The following is an 18,721-nucleotide window of genomic DNA, read 5'->3' as shown; positions in this document are numbered from 1 at the left end:
GAGCGGGGCTTCCTCTTATTCTTCTTCTGCGTACTTTTTCTTACGTTTAAACTTGCTTAACATTTCATACACGATTGGAACGATGACCAATGTGAGAAGTGTAGAACTTGTTAAACCGCCAATTACGGTAACACCAAGTCCTTTTGATACGATCTGGCTTCCGCCTTCAAACCCTAATGCGAGTGGCAGCAGTGCACCAATCGTTGCAAGTGCCGTCATTAAGATTGGACGTAATCTTGTTGTACCTGCTTCAAGTAACGCTTCTCTTGTTGAGAGACCTTCTTGTTCTTTATGAATCACGCGGTCAATCAAGACAATGGCATTTGTTACAACGATACCGATCAGCATAAGCAATCCAATCATGGCATTTAAGCTGATAGTTTCTTTTGCTATAAACAATCCAGCGAGAGCGCCAATAACCGTAAATGGAAGTGAGAAAAGAATTGCAAATGGTGCAAGACCTCCGCCAAATGTGATGACGAGAACGAGATACACAATGGCAATCGCTGCAAGCATTGCAAGGCCAAGCTGTGTAAAGGATTCTTGGATATCCGCACTTACGCCGCCTGTGTCAATCGTTACGCCAGATTTCAGATCAAGCTTGTCAACTTTCTTCTGAACATCTTGTGTCACACTTGAGACGTCGTCTGTTGTCATGTCACCAGACACTTCTGCGTAGATTTTTCCATCACGTTTTGTCACCGTATTTGCTGTCGTCCCATCTTTTACTTTGACGACATCACCAATTCGGACTTCTTGCCCTGTTGGTGTGGTGATCTTTTTATTTTCTAAATCTTTTTTGCTCTTATATTCATCTTTTTCCGTTTGAAGCTTCACATCAAGTTCTTTGCCGTCCTCTGTGACTTTCGTCAGTGTTGTTTCACTATTTTGAGGTGCAATCGCTTGAGCGATTTGTGAAGCAGTTAGACCTAGTTTCGCCAGTTTTTCTTGATCTGCATTAAACGTATATTCGTCGTATTTCTCAGATAAGCTTGTGCTGACATTTTTCAGGTTTTTCTCATCTTTTAAGATGTTCTCAACATCTTTTACTGTGCCTTCAATATCACTTGCTTTGTCCCCGTACACATAGTACGTCACAGTATTGCTGGCGCCAGCAGATGAGAAGTCTTGTGATTTCCATTCCCCTTTAGACGCTTTGTCTTGCAGGGCTTTGACTACACGATCTTTTTCTTTATCAAAATTCGGTGTGTCCTCGTCATATTGTACGAAGAATAATGCACCGTTAGAGTTACCCCCAACACTTGCTGTCATGGCATTTGAAGAGCCAAGAGAATACTGAACTGTATTGACATGGTCACGTTTCATCAAATATTCTTCAGCTTTTTTCGTTTCATCAATTGCTTGCTCTCTCGTTTGTCCAGGTTCAGGTGTATATGTCACCATCGCCGTTTTCTCTGCTTCCTGTGGTAAGAAGCTGACACCGACAAGTGGTGCTAAGAATAAGCTTCCGACAAGCATAAGAATGGCAATTCCTGATGTGATCCATTTATGGTTGAGTGTCCAATTAAGTACACGTCTATAACCGCCAGCAAGCTTACTTGGTTTATGTTCTTTTACCTTTTTCGCTGTGCCGTACAGGTTCTTTTTAAATAGAGTGTGTGCCATCATTGGAACAATTGTAATAGCGACAAGCAGTGAAGCAAGTAACGCAAACACAATCGTTAAGGCAAATGGGATGAATAGTTCACCAATCATTCCACCTACTAATGCTAACGGTAAGAATACCGCAATTGTCACAATCGTTGAAGACATGATTGGGATAAACATTTCTTTTGTGGCTTCTCTGACGAGTGCCTTGCCTTTTAACGGTTCATCCTTTAACGCCATTCGTCGATAGATATTTTCTATGACCACTATCGAGTCATCGACAACACGCCCGATGGCGACGGTCATGGCACCAAGTGTCATGATATTTAACGTGATATCCAGCTGATTTAATAGTAAAACAGCAATCAACAGAGATAACGGAATGGAGATGACCGAGATTAATGTTGATTTGATATCTCGCAGGAACAAGAGAATGATAATGATCGCAAAGATTGCTCCGATGATCGCCTTGTTCAGCATTGTGCTGACAGACTCTTTAATCGGCTCTGCTTGATCATATGTGGTGCTTACTTTGATTCCTTTGTTGTCTTTTTTGAATTTCTCAAGCTCTTTTGTCACTTCTTCTGCAACACTCACTGTGTTGGCATCAGAGCCTTTGACAATTTGCAGACCGATACTGTCTTTCCCATTCGTTCTAGAGATCGATTCTGCCTCTTTGACGACTTTAATATCTGCAATCTCAGACAGCTTGATCGTTGGTAGCTCTACAGATTGACTGCTTGCTGCACCTGTTTGCTGCTGTGCTGCTGCTTGCTGCTGTGCTGTTGCTTGCTGCTGACTTGCACTTCCCGCCTGCTGCTCGGCACCTTGTGCTCCTGCGCTGCTAGATGGTGCTCCCGCTCCAGCGCTTCCCGCACCGCCGCCTGCACTTGGTGTAACAGGAATTCGCATGTTTTTCAAATCTTTGACGCTTAAAATATTGCCGTCCACGACAACTGATTTTTGTTTGTTGCCAAATGTGTATAGACCTAATGGTACATTCACATCAGAGCCTTTGATCATGTTTTGGACGGTTTCTTCATCTAAACCGTATTCTTTTAGTTTCTTTTCTTTAAACGAAAATTCAACTTCTTTGATTTGCTGTCCTGAAGCTTCCACAGAAGAGACGCCGTCTAATCCTTGAAGTGAAGGAACGAGGTCATTTTCTACTTTTCGTGTAAGGTCTTGTAATGATTCTTTATCACCTGAGACACTAAGGGCTAGGATTGGAATCGCATTAATACTAAAGCGTGCGATTTTAGGTTTTTCTGCATTTTCAGGGAAATCAATATTGCTAATCGCATCTTCAATTTCCTTTTTTGCTTCATCCATGTCTTTGCTGTAATCGTACTCGATTTGAATGGATGATGCATTTTCAAAAGAATTAGAAGTGACCACGTTGACCCCATTGAGGTTTTGAATCGACTTTTCAATTGGATCTGTCACCTTATCTGATACTTCGTCCGGCGTTGCGCCAGGGTACGTTGTAGAAACCGTAATGACTGGAGTGTTGATATTCGGGATTGATTCTTGTTTCATATTCAATCCGGCATATAGACCAGCAACTGTTACGATAATCGTCATGAGCCATACAGCGAACTTATTCTTTAATACAAAATTGATGATCGAATTCATTATATCCTCCATTTTCCTTTATGTATTGACTGACTGGTCATTCTATATCATAATAAACGGTGATATACAATGCCGTCAACCATTTCACTTGCGTTTGACGTAACATTCTAAAGCTGAAGGGGCCTTATTTCATGAACGAAAAAAAAGAAAAAATCATTAAAGCAAGCATCCAATTGTTTGCGAAAAAGGGTTTTTCTTCTACGACCATTCAGGAAATTGCAGATGAATGCGGAATATCAAAAGGCGCATTTTATTTACATTTCAAATCAAAAGAACAGCTTTTCAACCGAGCGTTTGAATATTATATCGACACTTCGATGCAAACTATCGAAACGATTCGAAAAGAGAATCAGCATCTCGCGCCGAGAGAGATCTTTCAGAAACAAATTGCTGAACAGTTTCAGCACTTTGCTGAGAACAAGGATTTTATCATTCTGATCCTCAGCGAGAACATTATTCCGGAAAACCAACAAATTAAAAAGTATTCAAAAACCGTGAAAAAGCAAATGAATGATGAAATTCAAATTTCCATCTTGACCACTTATGGACAGGAGATCGAACCATATATAACTGACCTGTCAGTCATGATTCAAGGAATTATCCAATCGTATGTGCAGGTTCTGCTTTTACAGGATCAAATGCAATTATCATTTGATGAGCTCTCATCCTTTATACTCGAACGGTTTGATGATTTGGTTCAAGGATTGCTTCGTTCTCAGACGAAGCCGATTTTGAAGCAAACCATTTGGGACGATGAAGCGCCGAGTGCTGCTTCCCTTCAAGAGGAGCTTCGTTTGTTAAAGCTGGAGCATCTGCTTTCTGATGATACCGTTGTATCCATTGAAGTGATTGAAGAAGAGCTGGCAAAAGCTGAACCTCGTAAGCCAGTCATCCAAGGAATGCTGACGAATTTAGAAAAGTGCGAGGACCCTGCTGTTCTAAGAGCAGTGGAACAATTGAGGCTGTTTCTTCAGTAACATAACGTGCTGTTTTTTGATTTAGCTCACCTTTCCCCCTTCGAATGTGCACTTTCGCTTATGCTTCATTATAAGAAAAGTATCTCTAAATTGATATACGGCTGTGGTCCGAATCTATAGTAAGACCCTGTCATTTCAATCAAAAAAAACCGCCTTTTTCATCAGGCGGTTTTTTGCTATTTAGCGTTTTTTGATTTCTTCAAGGAGAATCTTGTTCACCATCGGCGGGTTCGCTTGGCCCTTCGATGCTTTCATGATTTGTCCGACTAAGAAACCAATCGCGCGGTCTTTACCATTTTTAAAGTCTTCAATGGATTGCGGGTTGTTATCAAGTGCTTCTGTGACAAGTTTGAGCAGTGCACCTTCGTCAGAAATTTGGACAAGTCCTTTTTCTTTGACGATTGTTTCTGCATCTCCCCCATTTTCGATGAGCTCTTTGAATACCTTTTTCGCAATCTTAGAGGAAATCGTTCCTTTTTCAATAAGCTTGATCATACCAGCCAGCCCTTGCGGCGTTAGCTTTGTATCTTCCAGCTCTTTTTGAGCAGAGTTTAAGTATGCAGATACTTCACCCATGAGCCAGTTCGATGCTTGCTTCGCTTCTGCACCTTCTGAAATGGTCGCTTCAAAGAAATCAGACATTTCTTTCGTCAGCGTGAGTACCATTGCATCGTATGCAGGAAGGCCAAGCTCATCGATGTAGCGTTTGCGGCGCTCGTCTGGAAGCTCTGGGATGGATGCTCTTACGCGTTCTTTCCACTCATCATCAATGTACAGCTCCACCAAATCCGGTTCTGGGAAGTAGCGGTAATCATCAGAGCCTTCTTTAACGCGCATGAGAATTGTCTTTTTAGACGCTTCGTCATAACGGCGTGTTTCCTGCTCGATCAAGCCGCCAGAAAGCAATACTTGCTCTTGACGCTTCTCTTCGAATTCAAGGCCTTTTTGTACGAAAGCAAATGAGTTCAAGTTTTTGAGCTCTGTCTTTGTACCAAACTCTTCACGGCCGATTGGGCGAAGAGAAATGTTGGCATCACAGCGAAGTGAGCCCTCTTCCATCTTACAGTCAGAAACGCCTGTATATTGAATAATGGATTTTAATTTTTCTAAGTAAGCATACGCTTCTTCTGGCGTGCGAATGTCTGGCTCAGATACGATTTCAACAAGTGGTGTTCCTTGACGGTTGAAATCGACGAGTGAGTAACCGTCTCCTGTGTGCGTTAGTTTCCCTGCATCCTCTTCCAAATGGAGACGCGTAATACCGATTCGTTTTGTTTTGCCTTCTACTTCAATTTCAATCCAGCCGTTTTCACCGATCGGTTTATCAAATTGAGAAATTTGATACGCCTTTGGGTTATCAGGATAGAAGTAGTTTTTACGGTCAAATTTTGTATCCGTTGCGATTTCACAGTTCAGCGCCATGGCCGCTTTCATCGCAAAGTTCACCGCTTCTTTGTTCAGTACAGGCAGTACGCCAGGATATCCAAGGTCGATGACACTTGTTTGCGTGTTGGCAGCTGCACCAAAAGGTGTCGGCGAGCTTGAGAAAATTTTCGATTGTGTTTTTAGCTCTACGTGGACTTCAAGTCCAATTACCGTTTCAAAGTTCATTCTGATTCACCCCTTACAGTTCAGGTTTTGCTTTATGATGATCTGTTGCTTGCTCAAAAGCGTGAGCCACGCGGTACACTGTTCCTTCGTCAAAGTGCTTGCCGATGATTTGCAGTCCTAACGGAAGACCATTTGCAAATCCACAAGGCACACTGATTCCTGGAACGCCTGCAAGGTTAACAGGGATCGTTAAAATATCGTTTGCATACATAGTCAATGGATCGCTTGTCTTTTCACCAATGTTAAATGCAGGAGTTGGCGTTGTCGGTCCAACAATGACATCATACTTTTCGAAAACATCTTCAAAGTCTTTTTTGATCAATGTACGGACTTTTTGCGCTTTTTTATAGTACGCATCGTAATATCCTGAGCTTAGCGCGAATGTACCAAGCATGATGCGGCGCTTCACTTCGTCTCCGAAGCCTTCAGAACGAGTATTTTTGTATAAATCAATCAGGTTGTCTGCATTATCTGTACGGTAGCCATAGCGGATACCGTCAAAACGTGCAAGGTTTGCAGATGCTTCTGAAGAAGACAGTAAGTAGTAAGTCGCAAGCGCATATTTAGAATGCGGTAGAGACACTTCTTCCCACGAAGCACCAAGTCCTTCTAATACTTTTAACGCTTGAAGAACAGACTCTTTTGCTTCCTCGCCAACGCCTTCGCCAAGATATTCTTTCGGCACAGCGATTTTCAGACCTTTGATGTCGCCAGTTAATGAAGAAAGAAAATCTGGGACATCGACATTTGCACTAGTTGCATCCATTTGATCGACACCAGCAATCGCTTGAAGAACATAAGCGTTGTCCTCTACATTGCGTGTAATCGGACCAATTTGGTCTAATGATGAAGCAAATGCAATTAATCCGTATCTGGATACACGGCCATATGTCGGCTTAAGACCTACAACTCCGCAGAAAGATGCCGGCTGACGAATAGAACCGCCTGTATCTGATCCAAGTGAGAACGGTACTTCACCTGCTGCAACTGAAGCTGCTGATCCACCACTTGATCCGCCTGGAACGGTGTTTAAATTCCACGGGTTTTTCGTCGCTTTGAAGCCTGAGTTCTCCGTAGAAGATCCCATTGCGAATTCGTCCATATTTAATTTACCGATTGTGACTGCTTCTGCGTCTCTTAAGCGGTTCACAACGGTTGCATCATAAATTGGATCAAAGTTTTGCAGGATTTTACTTGAAGCTGTTGTACGCAGATCCTTTGTAACAATGTTATCTTTCACACCGATCGGCATACCGAACAATAGGCCAAGCTCGTCCTTTTCACCAACTGCCTCGTCCAATTCCTTTGCGTACGCACGTGCTTTTTCTTCGTCCAGTGCAAGGAATGCTTGTACTTTCCCGTCTACTTCATTGATTCTTTTATAAGACTCGTCCACTAAATCAGAAACAGACAGTTCCTTTTTATGTAAAAGCTCTTTTAATTCAGAAATTTTGTGATCAAACAGTGACATGTCTCGGGCCTCCTTTAGTCCAAAATTGATGGCACACGAATATAGCCGTCTTTATGATCAGGCGCGTTTTTGACGACTGCCTCAATGGAAAGACCTTTATTCGGAACATCTTCTCTCATGACGTTTTTCATTTTTAATACGTGTGTAGTAGGTTCAACGTTTTCCGTATCTACCTCGTTTAACTGCTCTGCAAATGAAATGATGCTATCAAGCTGTTCTGTAAACATCTCAGCTTCTTCTTCTGTAATCGCAAGCCTTGCTAAATGCGCAACGTGCTTGACTTCTTCTATTGAAATTCTTGACATGCAGGTTCACCTCCAAAAATGATGCGTGATCGTGGTCATGATCATAAGTCATATACACTTTATCATATCAAATTTTACTGTTCTAAAGCAACTTTACGCAGGTGCGGTAAAAGGTCCGTTCTCTTGAAACGTCTCTATGATCAGATCGATAAAAGAAATATTCATCAGGTGACTTTTTATTTTTCAGAAAATTTTTACTTTTGATCATTTTTGTAATCGCTTACATGATGATTCTTATCACCGATCTGTCCATTTTTTCTTCAAAATGAAGAGGTTTAGGCAGGTTGATCACTTGGGAATACTCTGTTAGGTTAAGTAACCATAGCAGTGAGCGGGACAGTCAAACAAAAAAGCTGCCATCGCACTTCTGTATATTTTGATTGAGGTGATGTCAAATTAATACGAAAAAGGTGAGAACACAAAATGAGTATTGAAGTTACAATTTCCTTATCTATTTATTTTATCGGGATGCTTGCCATTGGCTGGTATGCATTCAGGAAAACACACGATTTAAATGATTATATGCTTGGTGGACGCGGGCTTGGTCCATTCGTTACAGCCCTTTCAGCAGGTGCTGCGGATATGAGCGGATGGATGTTGATGGGTGTGCCAGGTGAAATGTATAAAACAGGTTTATCGACAGCCTGGCTTGCGATTGGTTTAATCGTTGGTGCTTACTTGAACTACCTCATTCTTGCACCTCGGTTACGTTCTTATACAGAAATTGCGGATGATGCAATTACGATTCCTGATTTCTTTGATAAACGATTCAAAGGATCATCTGCTTTATTAAAAGCTGTGTCAGCCGTCATCATTTTAATTTTCTTTACGCTGTATACATCGTCTGGGATGGTATCAGGCGGACGTTTATTTGAGTCAGCATTCGGTGCTCACTACATGTTTGGACTGATCTTAACATCAAGTATTGTCATTTTGTATACATTGTTCGGCGGATTTTTGGCAGTGAGCTTAACGGACTTTGTCCAAGGAGCTATCATGTTTTTAGCATTAGTGCTCGTGCCGATCGTTGCCTTTACACAATTAGGCGGACCTGTTGCTACATTCCAAGATATTCAACAGATTGACCCTAAATTGCTAGATATTTTTAGAGGAACGAGCGTCATTGGCATTATTTCCTTCCTCGCTTGGGGACTAGGTTACTTTGGACAGCCGCATATTATCGTGCGCTTTATGGCCATTACGTCTGTAAAAGATTTAAAACCAGCACGCCGAATCGGAATGAGCTGGATGATTATTTCAGTGATTGGATCACTGTCTGTCGGTTTAGTGGGTGTTGCCTATGTTCATGAAACGGGCATGAACCTTGCTGACCCTGAAACCATCTTTATCGTCTTTTCTAAAGTATTGTTCCATCCATATATCACTGGATTTTTACTTTCTGCGATTTTAGCTGCGATTATGAGTTCAATTTCGTCTCAGCTGCTTGTCACAGCAAGTGCAATGACAGAGGATTTATACAGAACGTTCTTTAGAAAAACAGCTTCAGACAAAGAGCTTGTCATGATTGGCCGGATGTCTGTACTCGTTGTCGCTGTGATTGCCTTATGCCTTTCACTTAACCCAAGTGACACCATTCTTGATCTTGTCGGTTATGCATGGGCAGGATTTGGTTCTTCATTCGGTCCAGTCATCTTGCTTTGCCTATACTGGAAACGAATGAATCATCATGGTGCCCTAGTTGGGATGATCGTTGGTGCAGTTGTGGTTCTGACATGGATTACGACAGGTCTCAACCATGCCACAGGTATTTATGAAATGATTCCAGGCTTTACGCTAAGTGGATTAGCTGCCATTATTGTGAGCTTATTGACAAGTAAGCCGTCAAAAGCATCAAAACAGCTATTTCACAAAATGGAAGATCATCTTGAGGAAGAAACAAAATAAAGAATTGAAGAGTCATCTGCCCTATGCGGATGACTCTCTTTTTAAATAAAATAAAAAGCTTTTCTTTCTTCAGAAACTGAATAAAATAAGAGTTGTGCAGCCATATGGGCTGTGAGAAGATCATATACATGTTGTGAAACGTACATGAAGTGAAAGGAGCGATACGCATGTTTTGGACAATTGAATGGGATACAGTCTTAAAATTAGCCGTGGCCACTTTAATCGGGCTGATTATCGGGCTTGAACGAGAGCTGAAGAAAAAGCCCCTCGGCTTAAAAACGTGTATTGTCATTGCTGTCAGCTCCTGCGTCTTAACCATCATCAGCATTGATGCAGCCTACAATTTCCCTCGAGTCTCTAAGCTTCAAATGGACCCACTCAGGTTACCGGCGCAAATTATATCTGGTGTTGGTTTTATTGGAGCAGGTGTGATTCTTCGAAAAAGCAATGATGTCATCTCAGGTCTCACGACTTCTGCGATGATCTGGGGAGCAGCAGGACTTGGGGTTGCAACCGGTGCAGGATTTTATAAAGAAGCCTTCCTCAGCCTTTTCTTTATTCTGATTAGTGTCGAATTCCTGCCATGGCTCTTCCAGCGGATCGGACCGATTCGCCTGCAGGAAAAAGAAATTCGCATCAGAATGTCTCTTTCTGACAGAAACCGCATGACCGATATTTTAAAAGAAATGAAAGCCCTCAATATCCGCATTCATTCTGTACGAATTGATGATTTAAAAGAAAAAGACTATCCAATCATGGAAGTACGCGTACGTGTGCATAAAGACCGCTATACAACCGATGTGTACTTTGATATTAAAGATCTAGAAGGCGTCGTTGGCGTGAAGTGTGATACGGTGTAGTTATAAAAAAACCCCTTGCTGTTTAACACAGCAAGGGGTTTCTTTTATCGTGCTAGCTGTTGAAAGTCAAAAGGAGTAATGGGTGTTTTTTGCTCAATTTCCTTTCGAAAACATGACAGCATGGCTTTTTCGTCAGAAGTCAATGTTTGGAGATCAAATGCTTGATGTAAAAGCCCATAAATAAGCATATGACGCAGCATGAGAAAATCAGGGATTGTTGCCAGCCACGCGTCATCAAGCTCATTCTCCTGTCGATAGCCTTTTAGAAAATGACTCATAAATTCTGCCGTAAATTCAGCTTTATCATCATATGGAATCACTGGATACCAAAGAACATTGTATAGCAAAATACTAATATCATTGATAAACCAGTGGTATCCAATATCATCAAAATCGAATGCGATAATCTCTCCTTGATGATAATGAAAGTTCCCGTGATGCAAATCGGCATGCACCAGTCCATACACATCCTTCGAAATTCGGAGCTGGTGAAGCTTTTGCATCAGTTCATCTTTTCTTCGAAGCACAACCGTTTGATCAGATGGAATATATTGATCAAGCTTTAATTGCTCCTCTTCATACCACTCTTGACGCTTATAGAGAGGATCTTTTACTTGATATTGTTTTGTTATTTGATGCATTCGTCCTGTATAGGACCCTAACGCTTCAAACAGCTTCCCATTCCAATCTCCTTCATTCACTTTTCTCCCCGGTGCTTTTTCATACACACGGAGTAAAAATGCGCCTCCGGCTTGATCAGGAATGGTTTCAACGTCTTTTCCTCTTGCTGATGAAATCGGCTTTGCTACGGAAATACCATGATGAGACAGGAAACGAAGCCAGTCCATTTCTCCTAAAATATATGTCGGTGAGCGACGAATGGTATGGGTGATTTTTAATATATAATTCTCCCCATTCATTGCCTTATATTCATACACATAATTTTCTGCATCGGCTAGAAATGTCACTTGGTCAAGCTGAAAGTCATACAAGTGAGCCGCTTTCTTTAAGACTTTCTGTTCATCGTATCGTGCTTTTACTTCTTTATGCATGCTGATTCTCCTTTTATCGTCTTTTTAAATGTTCTTGACGGTAATCAGCATTATACGAGCATCAACATACCTGCCTTTCTTCTTGGTTTCTACTAATATTTTGACAAGAGTTTGGAAATCCCTCTTATTTAGTCATATATATGAACAGTCGGTTCTTTGTCCTCAGCATTTTTCGTGATCAGGGCTTCTTGTTGATCAGAAGATGTGATGTTGATTTCAATATTGGTACTCTTGTAGTAATCCATGACTTCTCCGGTTAAATATTGTGTGAAGGCTACGACTTCCGTTTTTCCATAGAACTGCATTGGAATTTCGATTTTCATTTTTTGCAGGTTGCCGTTTTTGTAAAAGCCTTTTCCTACAACACCAGTGTAATTCGGGAAGTAATCTTCTACCTTTGTCTTGAAGCGGTCAAATCGCTCTGAATCATCTTTGTAGCTGCTTTTCGCACTATCTGAAGGGAAGAATACATTCTCCTCTTTGATCGTATCCCAATTTCCGATATCAGCGGAGCCTGCTTTCACATCTGTTTTGGCGATAAAGTTACCTGGAACGATAGATGATTTTGGTGCTTGCTTATAAAGGGCAATCATGACAGGCACTTTTTGCAGTCCGTCCATTTGACGAATTCGCTTGATCACTTGTTCAGCGATTTTTTCACCCTCTGCCAAAAGTTTCTTTGAATTTTTCGATGAATCGATGGTCACCTCTTGCTGCGGGTCACCGATCTTTTCACGGTAATAATAAACCGAGTTCAGCGCAAGACCAATGACAACTCCGCCAAGCTGTAAGCTGTTTTTGTCTTTTCGAATTAAGTAATTATGCTCTAGCATTGAAGCTAAGTAAATTGGACTATTTTCATTTTTAGACTTTGTTGAACCTGAGTTTGGAAGAGCAGGATTTAAGCCCAGATTCTTAAAGTCTTTATCTTCTTTTTCTGCCTTTTTCAGATCACTGCCTGTTTTTTTGCGCGCCAGCCAGCTAAGAACGGTGTCCTCATCTAAATGCTGTCCTTCTTGGAATAGATAGTCGTTTGTATTAAATGACTCTGTTGCAAGGCGCATGAGTCCTGTTTCAAATTCATCAATGTCCAAGCGTGTATTGAGACGCTCCGCTGTAAGACCTCTAGCAGCTCCTTGTTTAAACGGCAGCACCATTTTGTAATAGGAGTCTGAGATATTGTACATCGGGATGATGGCTGTTTCCTTTGTTTCCTTCGTTTCATCCGTTTTTTGTGTGACCTCTTCCTCTTCCTTTCCCCCAAAAGGTGCACACGCTGACAATACCAGTGTGAGCATTGTCAGCAGCAATAACAACTTTTTCAATAGAAAACACTCCTCTTATTTCTTTAGCTCCTCGAGCATTTTAGCTTCGTCCCAAATTTCAATATTGAGTTCTTCTGCCTTTGTCAGCTTACTTCCCGCTGCTTCTCCGGCAATGACTAGATCTGTTTTTTTACTCACACTGCCTGCCAGCTTTCCGCCTAATGCTTCGATCGCTGCTTTTGCATCGTTTCGAGCCATTTCTTCTAATTTTCCTGTCAGCACAATGGTTTTTCCTGCAAAGTAGGAATCACTTTCTTCTGCTTTTACCGGCTTTGGCCCTGTGTAGGTCATATTGACTCCGAGCTCTTTTAGTTCGTTCAGCAGATCGAGTATTTCTTCTTTCTCAAAGTACGTGACGACGGCATCAGCCATTTTTTCACCGATTTCGTCGACTTCAAGTAATTGTTCTTTCGTCGCTTGCTTTAATTGATCGATGTTTTCGAAATGCATCGCCAAGGTCTTTGCCGCTTTTGAACCAATAAATCGAATACCGAGTCCAAATAGTAACCGCTCAAGAGAGTTTTCTTTCGATTGTTCAATCGAACGCAGTAAATTGTCGACAGATTTTTCGCCCATTCGTTCAAGCTGAATGAGCTCTTCTTTCGTTAATCGATAAAGGTCGGACACACGAGAAACGAGCTGTTCCTTGAAGAGCTGTGTAATGACCCGCTCGCCAAGTCCATCAATATTCATTGCATTACGGGAAACGAAGTGAATGAGCCCCTCACGTATTTGGGCAGGACATTCTGGGTTGATGCATCGCAAGGCCACTTCGCCTTCGATTCGCACCAGCTCACTATGACACTCTGGGCATTCAGTTGGCATGTGAAACGGCTTTTCTTCGCCTGTCCGCTGATCAACTAGGACACCTGCGACTTCAGGAATAATATCCCCGGCTTTTTTCACAATCACTTGATCGAAATAGCGAATATCCTTTTCTTTGATCAAATCTTCATTATGAAGAGATGCACGCTGCACTGTCGTCCCTGCTACTTTGACAGGCTCAAGAATCGCTGTTGGTGTAATCACGCCTGTACGTCCGACACTTAGTTCAATATCAAGCAGCTTCGTTACGACCTCTTCAGCCGGAAACTTATACGCAACCGCCCAGCGCGGGCTTTTTGCCGTGAAGCCGAGTTCTTCCTGCTGAGCGAGTGAATCGACTTTAATAACGATTCCATCGATTTCATATGAAAAATCGGCACGCTTTATTTTTAATGTTTCAATGAGGTCGATGACTTCTTCGATCGTTTGGCACATCCTTCTTTCTTTGTTTGTTTTAAAGCCAAGTTCGTCGAGAAAATCAAGTCCTGCACTTTGCGTTTCAACACCAATTTCATCAAGCTCCGCTATACTGTAGACGAATATATCAAGGTTTCGTTTCGCTGCAATTTTCGTATCAAGCTGACGAAGTGAACCTGCAGCCGCATTACGCGGGTTTGCAAACGGCTCTTCTTCGTTTTGTATTCTTTTTTCATTTAATGCTTCAAAAGAAGGTTTTGGCATAAATGCCTCGCCTCTCACTTCAATCGACAGAGGGCGTTTGATTTTAAGCGGGATGGAACGAATCGTTTTGAGATTCTCAGTAATATCCTCACCCGTTGTTCCATCGCCGCGCGTCGCTCCTCGAACAAACACGCCATTTTCATAACGGAGAGAAACAGCGAGTCCATCAATTTTCAGCTCGACATTGTATGCGATATCGTCACCGACTGCTTGACGAACCCGGCGGTCAAAATCAAGAAGGTCCTGTTCATTAAACGCATTCCCAAGGCTGAGCATTGGTGTGCCGTGACGCACTTTTTGAAAGGCGTCTAAAACAGCACCGCCCACTCTTTGTGAAGGAGAATCCGCTGCTTTTAAGTCAGGGTGCTCTTCCTCCAAAGAGATCAGCTCACGCATCCGCGCATCATATTCAGCGTCAGGAACACTTGGACGATCAAGTGTATGATATTCGTAGTTGTATTGATTCAAAATCTGGTGCAGTTCCTCGATCCGGCGTTTCGCTGCTTCTTTATCCATCTGCTTCTTCCTTTCAATTCATCCGTTTTGTCAGTCCTATCAGTTTATTGCTTCTCGATTGGTGCAAATGCTGCGAGAAGACGCTTAATGCCTGTAGGGCTTGGGAACGCAATATCAAGCTCTGTGCTGTCTCCGCTGCCTTTCACACTCACAACCGTACCAACACCCCATTTTTTATGGGCCGCTTTATCGCCCACAGCCCAGCCAATACTGCCGCCGCCTGTGTTTTGAATGGTTTGTGTTTGCGGACGTGAGACAGGTCCCCGTCTTTGCGGTCTTTCTCTTGTTTGGCCAAACGGTGTTTTTGTTTCTTTTTTCTCATTTAGGTTGTCCAATAAATCGGCTGGTATTTCTCGAATGAATCTTGATTCAAGATTCATGTTCGTCCGGCCGAAAAGTGTTCTCATTTTCGCACTTGATAAATAAAGCTCTTCTTCAGCCCGTGTGATGCCTACATAAGCGAGGCGGCGCTCTTCTTCCATCTCTGCATCTTCCATTAATGAACGGCTGTGCGGGAAGACACCCTCCTCCATTCCCATTAAGAAAACAACAGGGAATTCCAAACCTTTTGCGGCGTGAAGTGTCATTAAGATGACAGCATCCTGATCTTCTTCTTCATTTTCATCCAGCTTATCAATATCTGCGACGAGGGCAAGATCTGTCAGGAAGGTCACAAGTGACTTGTCTTCATTTTGTTCTTCAAAGTTCTTCGTGACGGATAAAAACTCGTCAATATTTTCTAAGCGGCTTTGTGCTTCAATCGTTTTTTCAAGCTTAAGCGCTTCACGATAGCCTGTTTTCTCTAAAATTTCTTCTGTTAATTCTGTGACAGATAAATAATCCTGCATGTTCGTCATTTGATCAATGAGCTGTTTGAACTCATCAAGCGCATTGGCTGCTCGTGCACTCAGTCCAATGAAATCCACCTGACCAAGTGCTTCAAACATAGACAGATCATTCATCTCCGCATATGCTGCAATTTTATCAACAGATGTCGCACCGATTCCGCGCTTTGGTACGTTGACAATTCGTGCAAAACTAATATCGTCATCTGGGTTTGCCACTAGGCGTAAGTATGCCAAGATGTCCTTGATCTCTTTTCTGTCATAGAACTTCGTGCCGCCGACAATGTTGTATTGAATGTTGGCTTTCATTAACGTTTCCTCTATGACACGAGACTGGGCATTTGTGCGGTAAAGGATCGCAAAATCGGATAATTTACGCTTTCCGCTTTGATGAAGCTGACGAATCTTTCCTGCGACAAATTGTCCCTCACCGAATTCATTATCTGCACGGTAATAGGCTATCTTCGCGCCTTCATCATTTTCTGTCCAAAGATTTTTTGGCTTTCGGTTTGCATTGTTTTGAATCACCGTATTTGCAGCATGCAAAATGCGTTTCGTCGATCTGTAATTTTGCTCAAGCAGAATCACTTCACTGGATGGATAATCTTTTTCAAAGGAGAGAATGTTTGTAATATCCGCTCCGCGCCAGCGATAAATAGACTGATCCGAGTCACCGACAACACATATATTTTGAAAACGCTGCGCGAGCAGTTTCACAAGCATGTACTGCGCTCTGTTCGTATCTTGATACTCATCCACATGAATGTATTGGAATTTCAGCTGATAGTGCTCTAACACTTCAGGGATGCGCTCAAACAGACGAATTGTCATCATAATTAAATCATCAAAGTCGAGTGATTGGTTTTTGAGTAAACGCTTTTGATAATCTGTATAGACATCGCTCACCACTTGATCATAGAAATCACCGGCTGTTTTGGCGTATTCCTCTGCGTCAATGAGTTCGTTTTTTGCACTGCTGATCGATCCTAAAATGCTGCGTGGATCGAACTTTTTAGGATCGATATTTCGTTCTTTTAAAATGTTTTTAATGACTGAAAGCTGGTCAGATGTGTCTAAAATAGAGAAGTTGCGATTCACACCAATGCGGTCAATATCGCGTCTTAAAATACGGACACACATGCTGTGGAACGTAGAAATCCAGATGTCATCCGCGCCAGGTCCTAAAATAGCCTGGACACGTTCACGCATTTCACGTGCTGCTTTATTTGTAAATGTAATCGCTAAAATGTTCCACGGAGCTACATGTTTTTCTGCCATTAAGTAGGCAATTCGATGTGTGAGCACCCGTGTCTTCCCGCTTCCTGCTCCTGCCATCAACAGCAAAGGCCCGTCTGTTGCTTTGACCGCTTCCCTCTGCGCGTCATTCAGCCCTTCTAATAGATGATTCGATATTTCATTCATTCCATTCACCGCCAATTCGAACTTATGTTCTATTTTAACCCGTTTCATCTTATTTGACTATGATGACTTTTTGACTGCATCCACTGTCTTTAATGCTTCTTTGAAATTGTCATAAATGACGTTTCCTACAACCACGACGTCTGCATGCTGGGAGAAGTCTTTTGCCTGCTTAGCGTTCTCGATGCCGCCGCCATAAAAAAGAACTGTTTCATCAAGCACTGCTTTTGTTTCTTTGACAAGCTCTATGTCTCCAAGCGTTCCGCTGTATTCCAGATAAAAAATGGGCAGCTTCATCAAATGCTCTGCCACTCTTGCATATGCCCTGACGTCATCGATATCCAGCGCTGTATTTGCCTCTGTGAGCTTGGCCGCTTTACAATCTTCATTTAAGATGACATAGCCTTCAGGCACAATCTCTTCCATTGACATCAAATCACCGAATTCCTTCATCGCGTCCTTATGAAGCCCAACAATCCAGTCAGGATGAGAGCTGTTTAAGACAGTCGGGATGAAATACAGATCAAAGCCCGGCACAATCATCTCATGTGTGGAGATTTCGAGCACACATGGCACTAGAAAGCGGCGGACCTTTGACATCAATTGAAGCACGTTGTCCTCTGTCACATGATCACTTCCGCCAATCAATATGGCATCCGTCCCAGATTCGCAAATCGCTTCTAGCTGTTCATCGGAAATTTCTTTATTTGGATCGAGTTTAAAGACATGCTTCCACTCGGTAACATCATACATGAAAAACGTTCCTCCATTCGTTTCATTCCATTTAAATATTATAACAAAATCAAAGGCCGCAAAAAATGGGTAACCTCCTTCAGCTAAAAGTTTCATTCTTTTGAAAATGAGCGATTGTGACTTTAGATAAAATGGCTGGAGAATAGATGAAAAAATCGACTTGGAGAGGAGCTGAAAGAGGTTGATATTTTGGCACTTTGTCACATGCTATTATACAATAAAGGAATATTTTACTATAGATTTAAAAAAGATCTATTGAACAGAGGTGACTCTTTTGAAAAGAACGATTACATATGAACAAAGTATAGATATCGGATACATCTATATCACCCCGCAATCGGAGCGTTTGAAAATCAAAGAAACCATTGAATTAGATGTCAATGAATGTATCAATGTAGATATCGACAAAGAGGACCGAGTGGCTGGATTGGAGTTATTTGCAGAAGGATCCGAAGTGCTGCGGAACGCTCCGGTTTATGAGGATCATCTTTCTTTACGTTTGACGGATCAGGAAGTTCTCTCAACCTATCATCTGTCAGGCGTTGAATTCCAATTCTCGACACCTGATCAAAAAAGGCTGATCGGTTTTACCATTGTCGATCCTCTTCGATATAACATCACAAGAAAAAAACCGTTTTGATCTTTCAAAACGGTTTTTTTTTCAAACTATTGTCTCGCTTCATTAAAATAATGGACGGATGTCATGGCCCCTTCGTCGACCATCTTGTTGTCTTGGATATCTAATGGATCTGGGTGGCCGGCTTTTTCAGGAACCTTTTCATCTGACCGGAACATGCTTGCCCATTTTTTCAGATGCTGTTTATTTTTTACCGCTAATAACACAGCTCCTCCAACCCCTAATCCTGCAAGTACATACGCATTTGGACGCTTATTCATGTATGTTCCCTCCCCTTATGATCTTATTTGTAAGTT

At 42.0% G+C, this 18,721-nt stretch carries 14 protein-coding genes; 4 read left to right on the top strand and 10 right to left on the bottom strand.

The window, feature by feature from the left end; all coding sequences use genetic code 11:
* Positions 1-15: 15 nt before the first annotated feature.
* Positions 16-3,243: an efflux RND transporter permease subunit gene (locus NSQ72_RS03370; RefSeq protein WP_341083275.1), complete on the bottom strand. Its 3,228-nt coding sequence runs from the start codon at positions 3,241-3,243 to the stop codon at positions 16-18.
* A gap of 131 nt (positions 3,244-3,374) precedes the next feature.
* On the opposite strand from NSQ72_RS03370, the gene NSQ72_RS03365 reads away from it, so the two are divergent.
* Entirely contained in the window at positions 3,375-4,220 is an 846-nt protein-coding gene (locus NSQ72_RS03365) for a TetR/AcrR family transcriptional regulator (protein WP_039176996.1), read from the top strand.
* Between the two features lie 180 nt (positions 4,221-4,400).
* On the opposite strand, the gene gatB is transcribed toward NSQ72_RS03365, so the two are convergent.
* From gatB to gatC, 3 genes are read right to left on the bottom strand one after another with little or no spacing between them, the layout of a single operon-like run.
* On the bottom strand, positions 4,401-5,831 hold the full coding sequence (gene gatB, locus NSQ72_RS03360) for an Asp-tRNA(Asn)/Glu-tRNA(Gln) amidotransferase subunit GatB (RefSeq protein WP_059374649.1): 1,431 nt from the start codon (positions 5,829-5,831) through the stop codon (positions 4,401-4,403).
* Positions 5,832-5,844: 13 nt separating this feature from the next.
* On the bottom strand, positions 5,845-7,302 hold the full coding sequence (gatA, locus tag NSQ72_RS03355) for an Asp-tRNA(Asn)/Glu-tRNA(Gln) amidotransferase subunit GatA (RefSeq protein WP_041116096.1): 1,458 nt from the start codon (positions 7,300-7,302) through the stop codon (positions 5,845-5,847).
* Positions 7,303-7,316: 14 nt separating this feature from the next.
* Complete coding sequence (gene gatC / locus NSQ72_RS03350; RefSeq protein ID WP_024424549.1) at positions 7,317-7,607, bottom strand: Asp-tRNA(Asn)/Glu-tRNA(Gln) amidotransferase subunit GatC; 291 nt, start codon at positions 7,605-7,607, stop codon at positions 7,317-7,319.
* A 423-nt stretch (positions 7,608-8,030) separates the two neighbouring features.
* On the opposite strand from gatC, the gene putP reads away from it, so the two are divergent.
* Positions 8,031-9,512 carry a sodium/proline symporter PutP gene (gene putP / locus NSQ72_RS03345; RefSeq protein ID WP_034282812.1) on the top strand — a complete coding sequence of 494 codons (1,482 nt, stop codon included), beginning with the start codon at positions 8,031-8,033 and terminating at the stop codon, positions 9,510-9,512.
* 167 nt (positions 9,513-9,679) lie between these two features.
* Positions 9,680-10,372, top strand: coding sequence for an MgtC/SapB family protein (locus NSQ72_RS03340; protein WP_024424547.1), 693 nt, complete (start codon positions 9,680-9,682; stop codon positions 10,370-10,372).
* A gap of 44 nt (positions 10,373-10,416) precedes the next feature.
* Here NSQ72_RS03340 and NSQ72_RS03335 read toward each other — a convergent pair whose 3' ends face one another.
* The 5 genes from NSQ72_RS03335 to NSQ72_RS03315 form a co-directional block, all read right to left on the bottom strand.
* Positions 10,417-11,424: a phosphotransferase enzyme family protein gene (locus tag NSQ72_RS03335; RefSeq protein WP_064497688.1), complete on the bottom strand. Its 1,008-nt coding sequence runs from the start codon at positions 11,422-11,424 to the stop codon at positions 10,417-10,419.
* 128 nt (positions 11,425-11,552) lie between these two features.
* Positions 11,553-12,749, bottom strand: a complete 1,197-nt coding sequence (locus NSQ72_RS03330) for a CamS family sex pheromone protein (protein WP_039176984.1) — start codon at positions 12,747-12,749, stop codon at positions 11,553-11,555.
* A 15-nt stretch (positions 12,750-12,764) separates the two neighbouring features.
* On the bottom strand, positions 12,765-14,771 hold the full coding sequence (ligA, locus tag NSQ72_RS03325; RefSeq protein ID WP_058837834.1) for an NAD-dependent DNA ligase LigA: 2,007 nt from the start codon (positions 14,769-14,771) through the stop codon (positions 12,765-12,767).
* Positions 14,772-14,815: 44 nt separating this feature from the next.
* On the bottom strand, positions 14,816-17,038 hold the full coding sequence (pcrA, locus tag NSQ72_RS03320) for a DNA helicase PcrA (protein ID WP_341083273.1): 2,223 nt from the start codon (positions 17,036-17,038) through the stop codon (positions 14,816-14,818).
* Between the two features lie 57 nt (positions 17,039-17,095).
* Positions 17,096-17,788, bottom strand: coding sequence for a heptaprenylglyceryl phosphate synthase (locus tag NSQ72_RS03315; RefSeq protein WP_056767551.1), 693 nt, complete (start codon positions 17,786-17,788; stop codon positions 17,096-17,098).
* Between the two features lie 274 nt (positions 17,789-18,062).
* On the opposite strand from NSQ72_RS03315, the gene NSQ72_RS03310 reads away from it, so the two are divergent.
* Positions 18,063-18,428: a DUF2283 domain-containing protein gene (locus NSQ72_RS03310; RefSeq protein WP_341083272.1), complete on the top strand. Its 366-nt coding sequence runs from the start codon at positions 18,063-18,065 to the stop codon at positions 18,426-18,428.
* Positions 18,429-18,454: 26 nt separating this feature from the next.
* Here the strand turns inward: NSQ72_RS03310 and NSQ72_RS03305 are convergent, their stop codons facing one another.
* On the bottom strand, positions 18,455-18,685 hold the full coding sequence (locus tag NSQ72_RS03305; RefSeq protein WP_039176971.1) for a hypothetical protein: 231 nt from the start codon (positions 18,683-18,685) through the stop codon (positions 18,455-18,457).
* Between the last annotated feature and the right edge of the window lie 36 nt (positions 18,686-18,721).

The organism is Bacillus sp. FSL R5-0659 (assembly GCF_038008785.1).
GTDB lineage: Bacteria > Bacillota > Bacilli > Bacillales > Bacillaceae > Bacillus > Bacillus safensis.
Note: the sequence above shows the minus strand (reverse complement) of the source record. Positions and strands in the feature narration are given on the sequence as shown.

Excerpts from the sequence above, each read along its gene's own strand:
- NSQ72_RS03370 (WP_341083275.1), bottom strand. The coding sequence starts at position 3,243 with ATGAATTCGATCATCAATTTTGTATTAAAGAATAAGTTCGCTGTATGG.
- gatC (WP_024424549.1), bottom strand. The coding sequence starts at position 7,607 with ATGTCAAGAATTTCAATAGAAGAAGTCAAGCACGTTGCGCATTTAGCA.
- NSQ72_RS03365 (WP_039176996.1), top strand. The coding sequence starts at position 3,375 with ATGAACGAAAAAAAAGAAAAAATCATTAAAGCAAGCATCCAATTGTTT.
- NSQ72_RS03340 (WP_024424547.1), top strand. The coding sequence starts at position 9,680 with ATGTTTTGGACAATTGAATGGGATACAGTCTTAAAATTAGCCGTGGCC.
- pcrA (WP_341083273.1), bottom strand. The coding sequence starts at position 17,038 with ATGAATGAAATATCGAATCATCTATTAGAAGGGCTGAATGACGCGCAG.
- gatB (WP_059374649.1), bottom strand. The coding sequence starts at position 5,831 with ATGAACTTTGAAACGGTAATTGGACTTGAAGTCCACGTAGAGCTAAAA.
- NSQ72_RS03315 (WP_056767551.1), bottom strand. The coding sequence starts at position 17,788 with ATGTATGATGTTACCGAGTGGAAGCATGTCTTTAAACTCGATCCAAAT.
- NSQ72_RS03305 (WP_039176971.1), bottom strand. The coding sequence starts at position 18,685 with ATGAATAAGCGTCCAAATGCGTATGTACTTGCAGGATTAGGGGTTGGA.
- putP (WP_034282812.1), top strand. The coding sequence starts at position 8,031 with ATGAGTATTGAAGTTACAATTTCCTTATCTATTTATTTTATCGGGATG.
- ligA (WP_058837834.1), bottom strand. The coding sequence starts at position 14,771 with ATGGATAAAGAAGCAGCGAAACGCCGGATCGAGGAACTGCACCAGATT.
- NSQ72_RS03335 (WP_064497688.1), bottom strand. The coding sequence starts at position 11,424 with ATGCATAAAGAAGTAAAAGCACGATACGATGAACAGAAAGTCTTAAAG.
- gatA (WP_041116096.1), bottom strand. The coding sequence starts at position 7,302 with ATGTCACTGTTTGATCACAAAATTTCTGAATTAAAAGAGCTTTTACAT.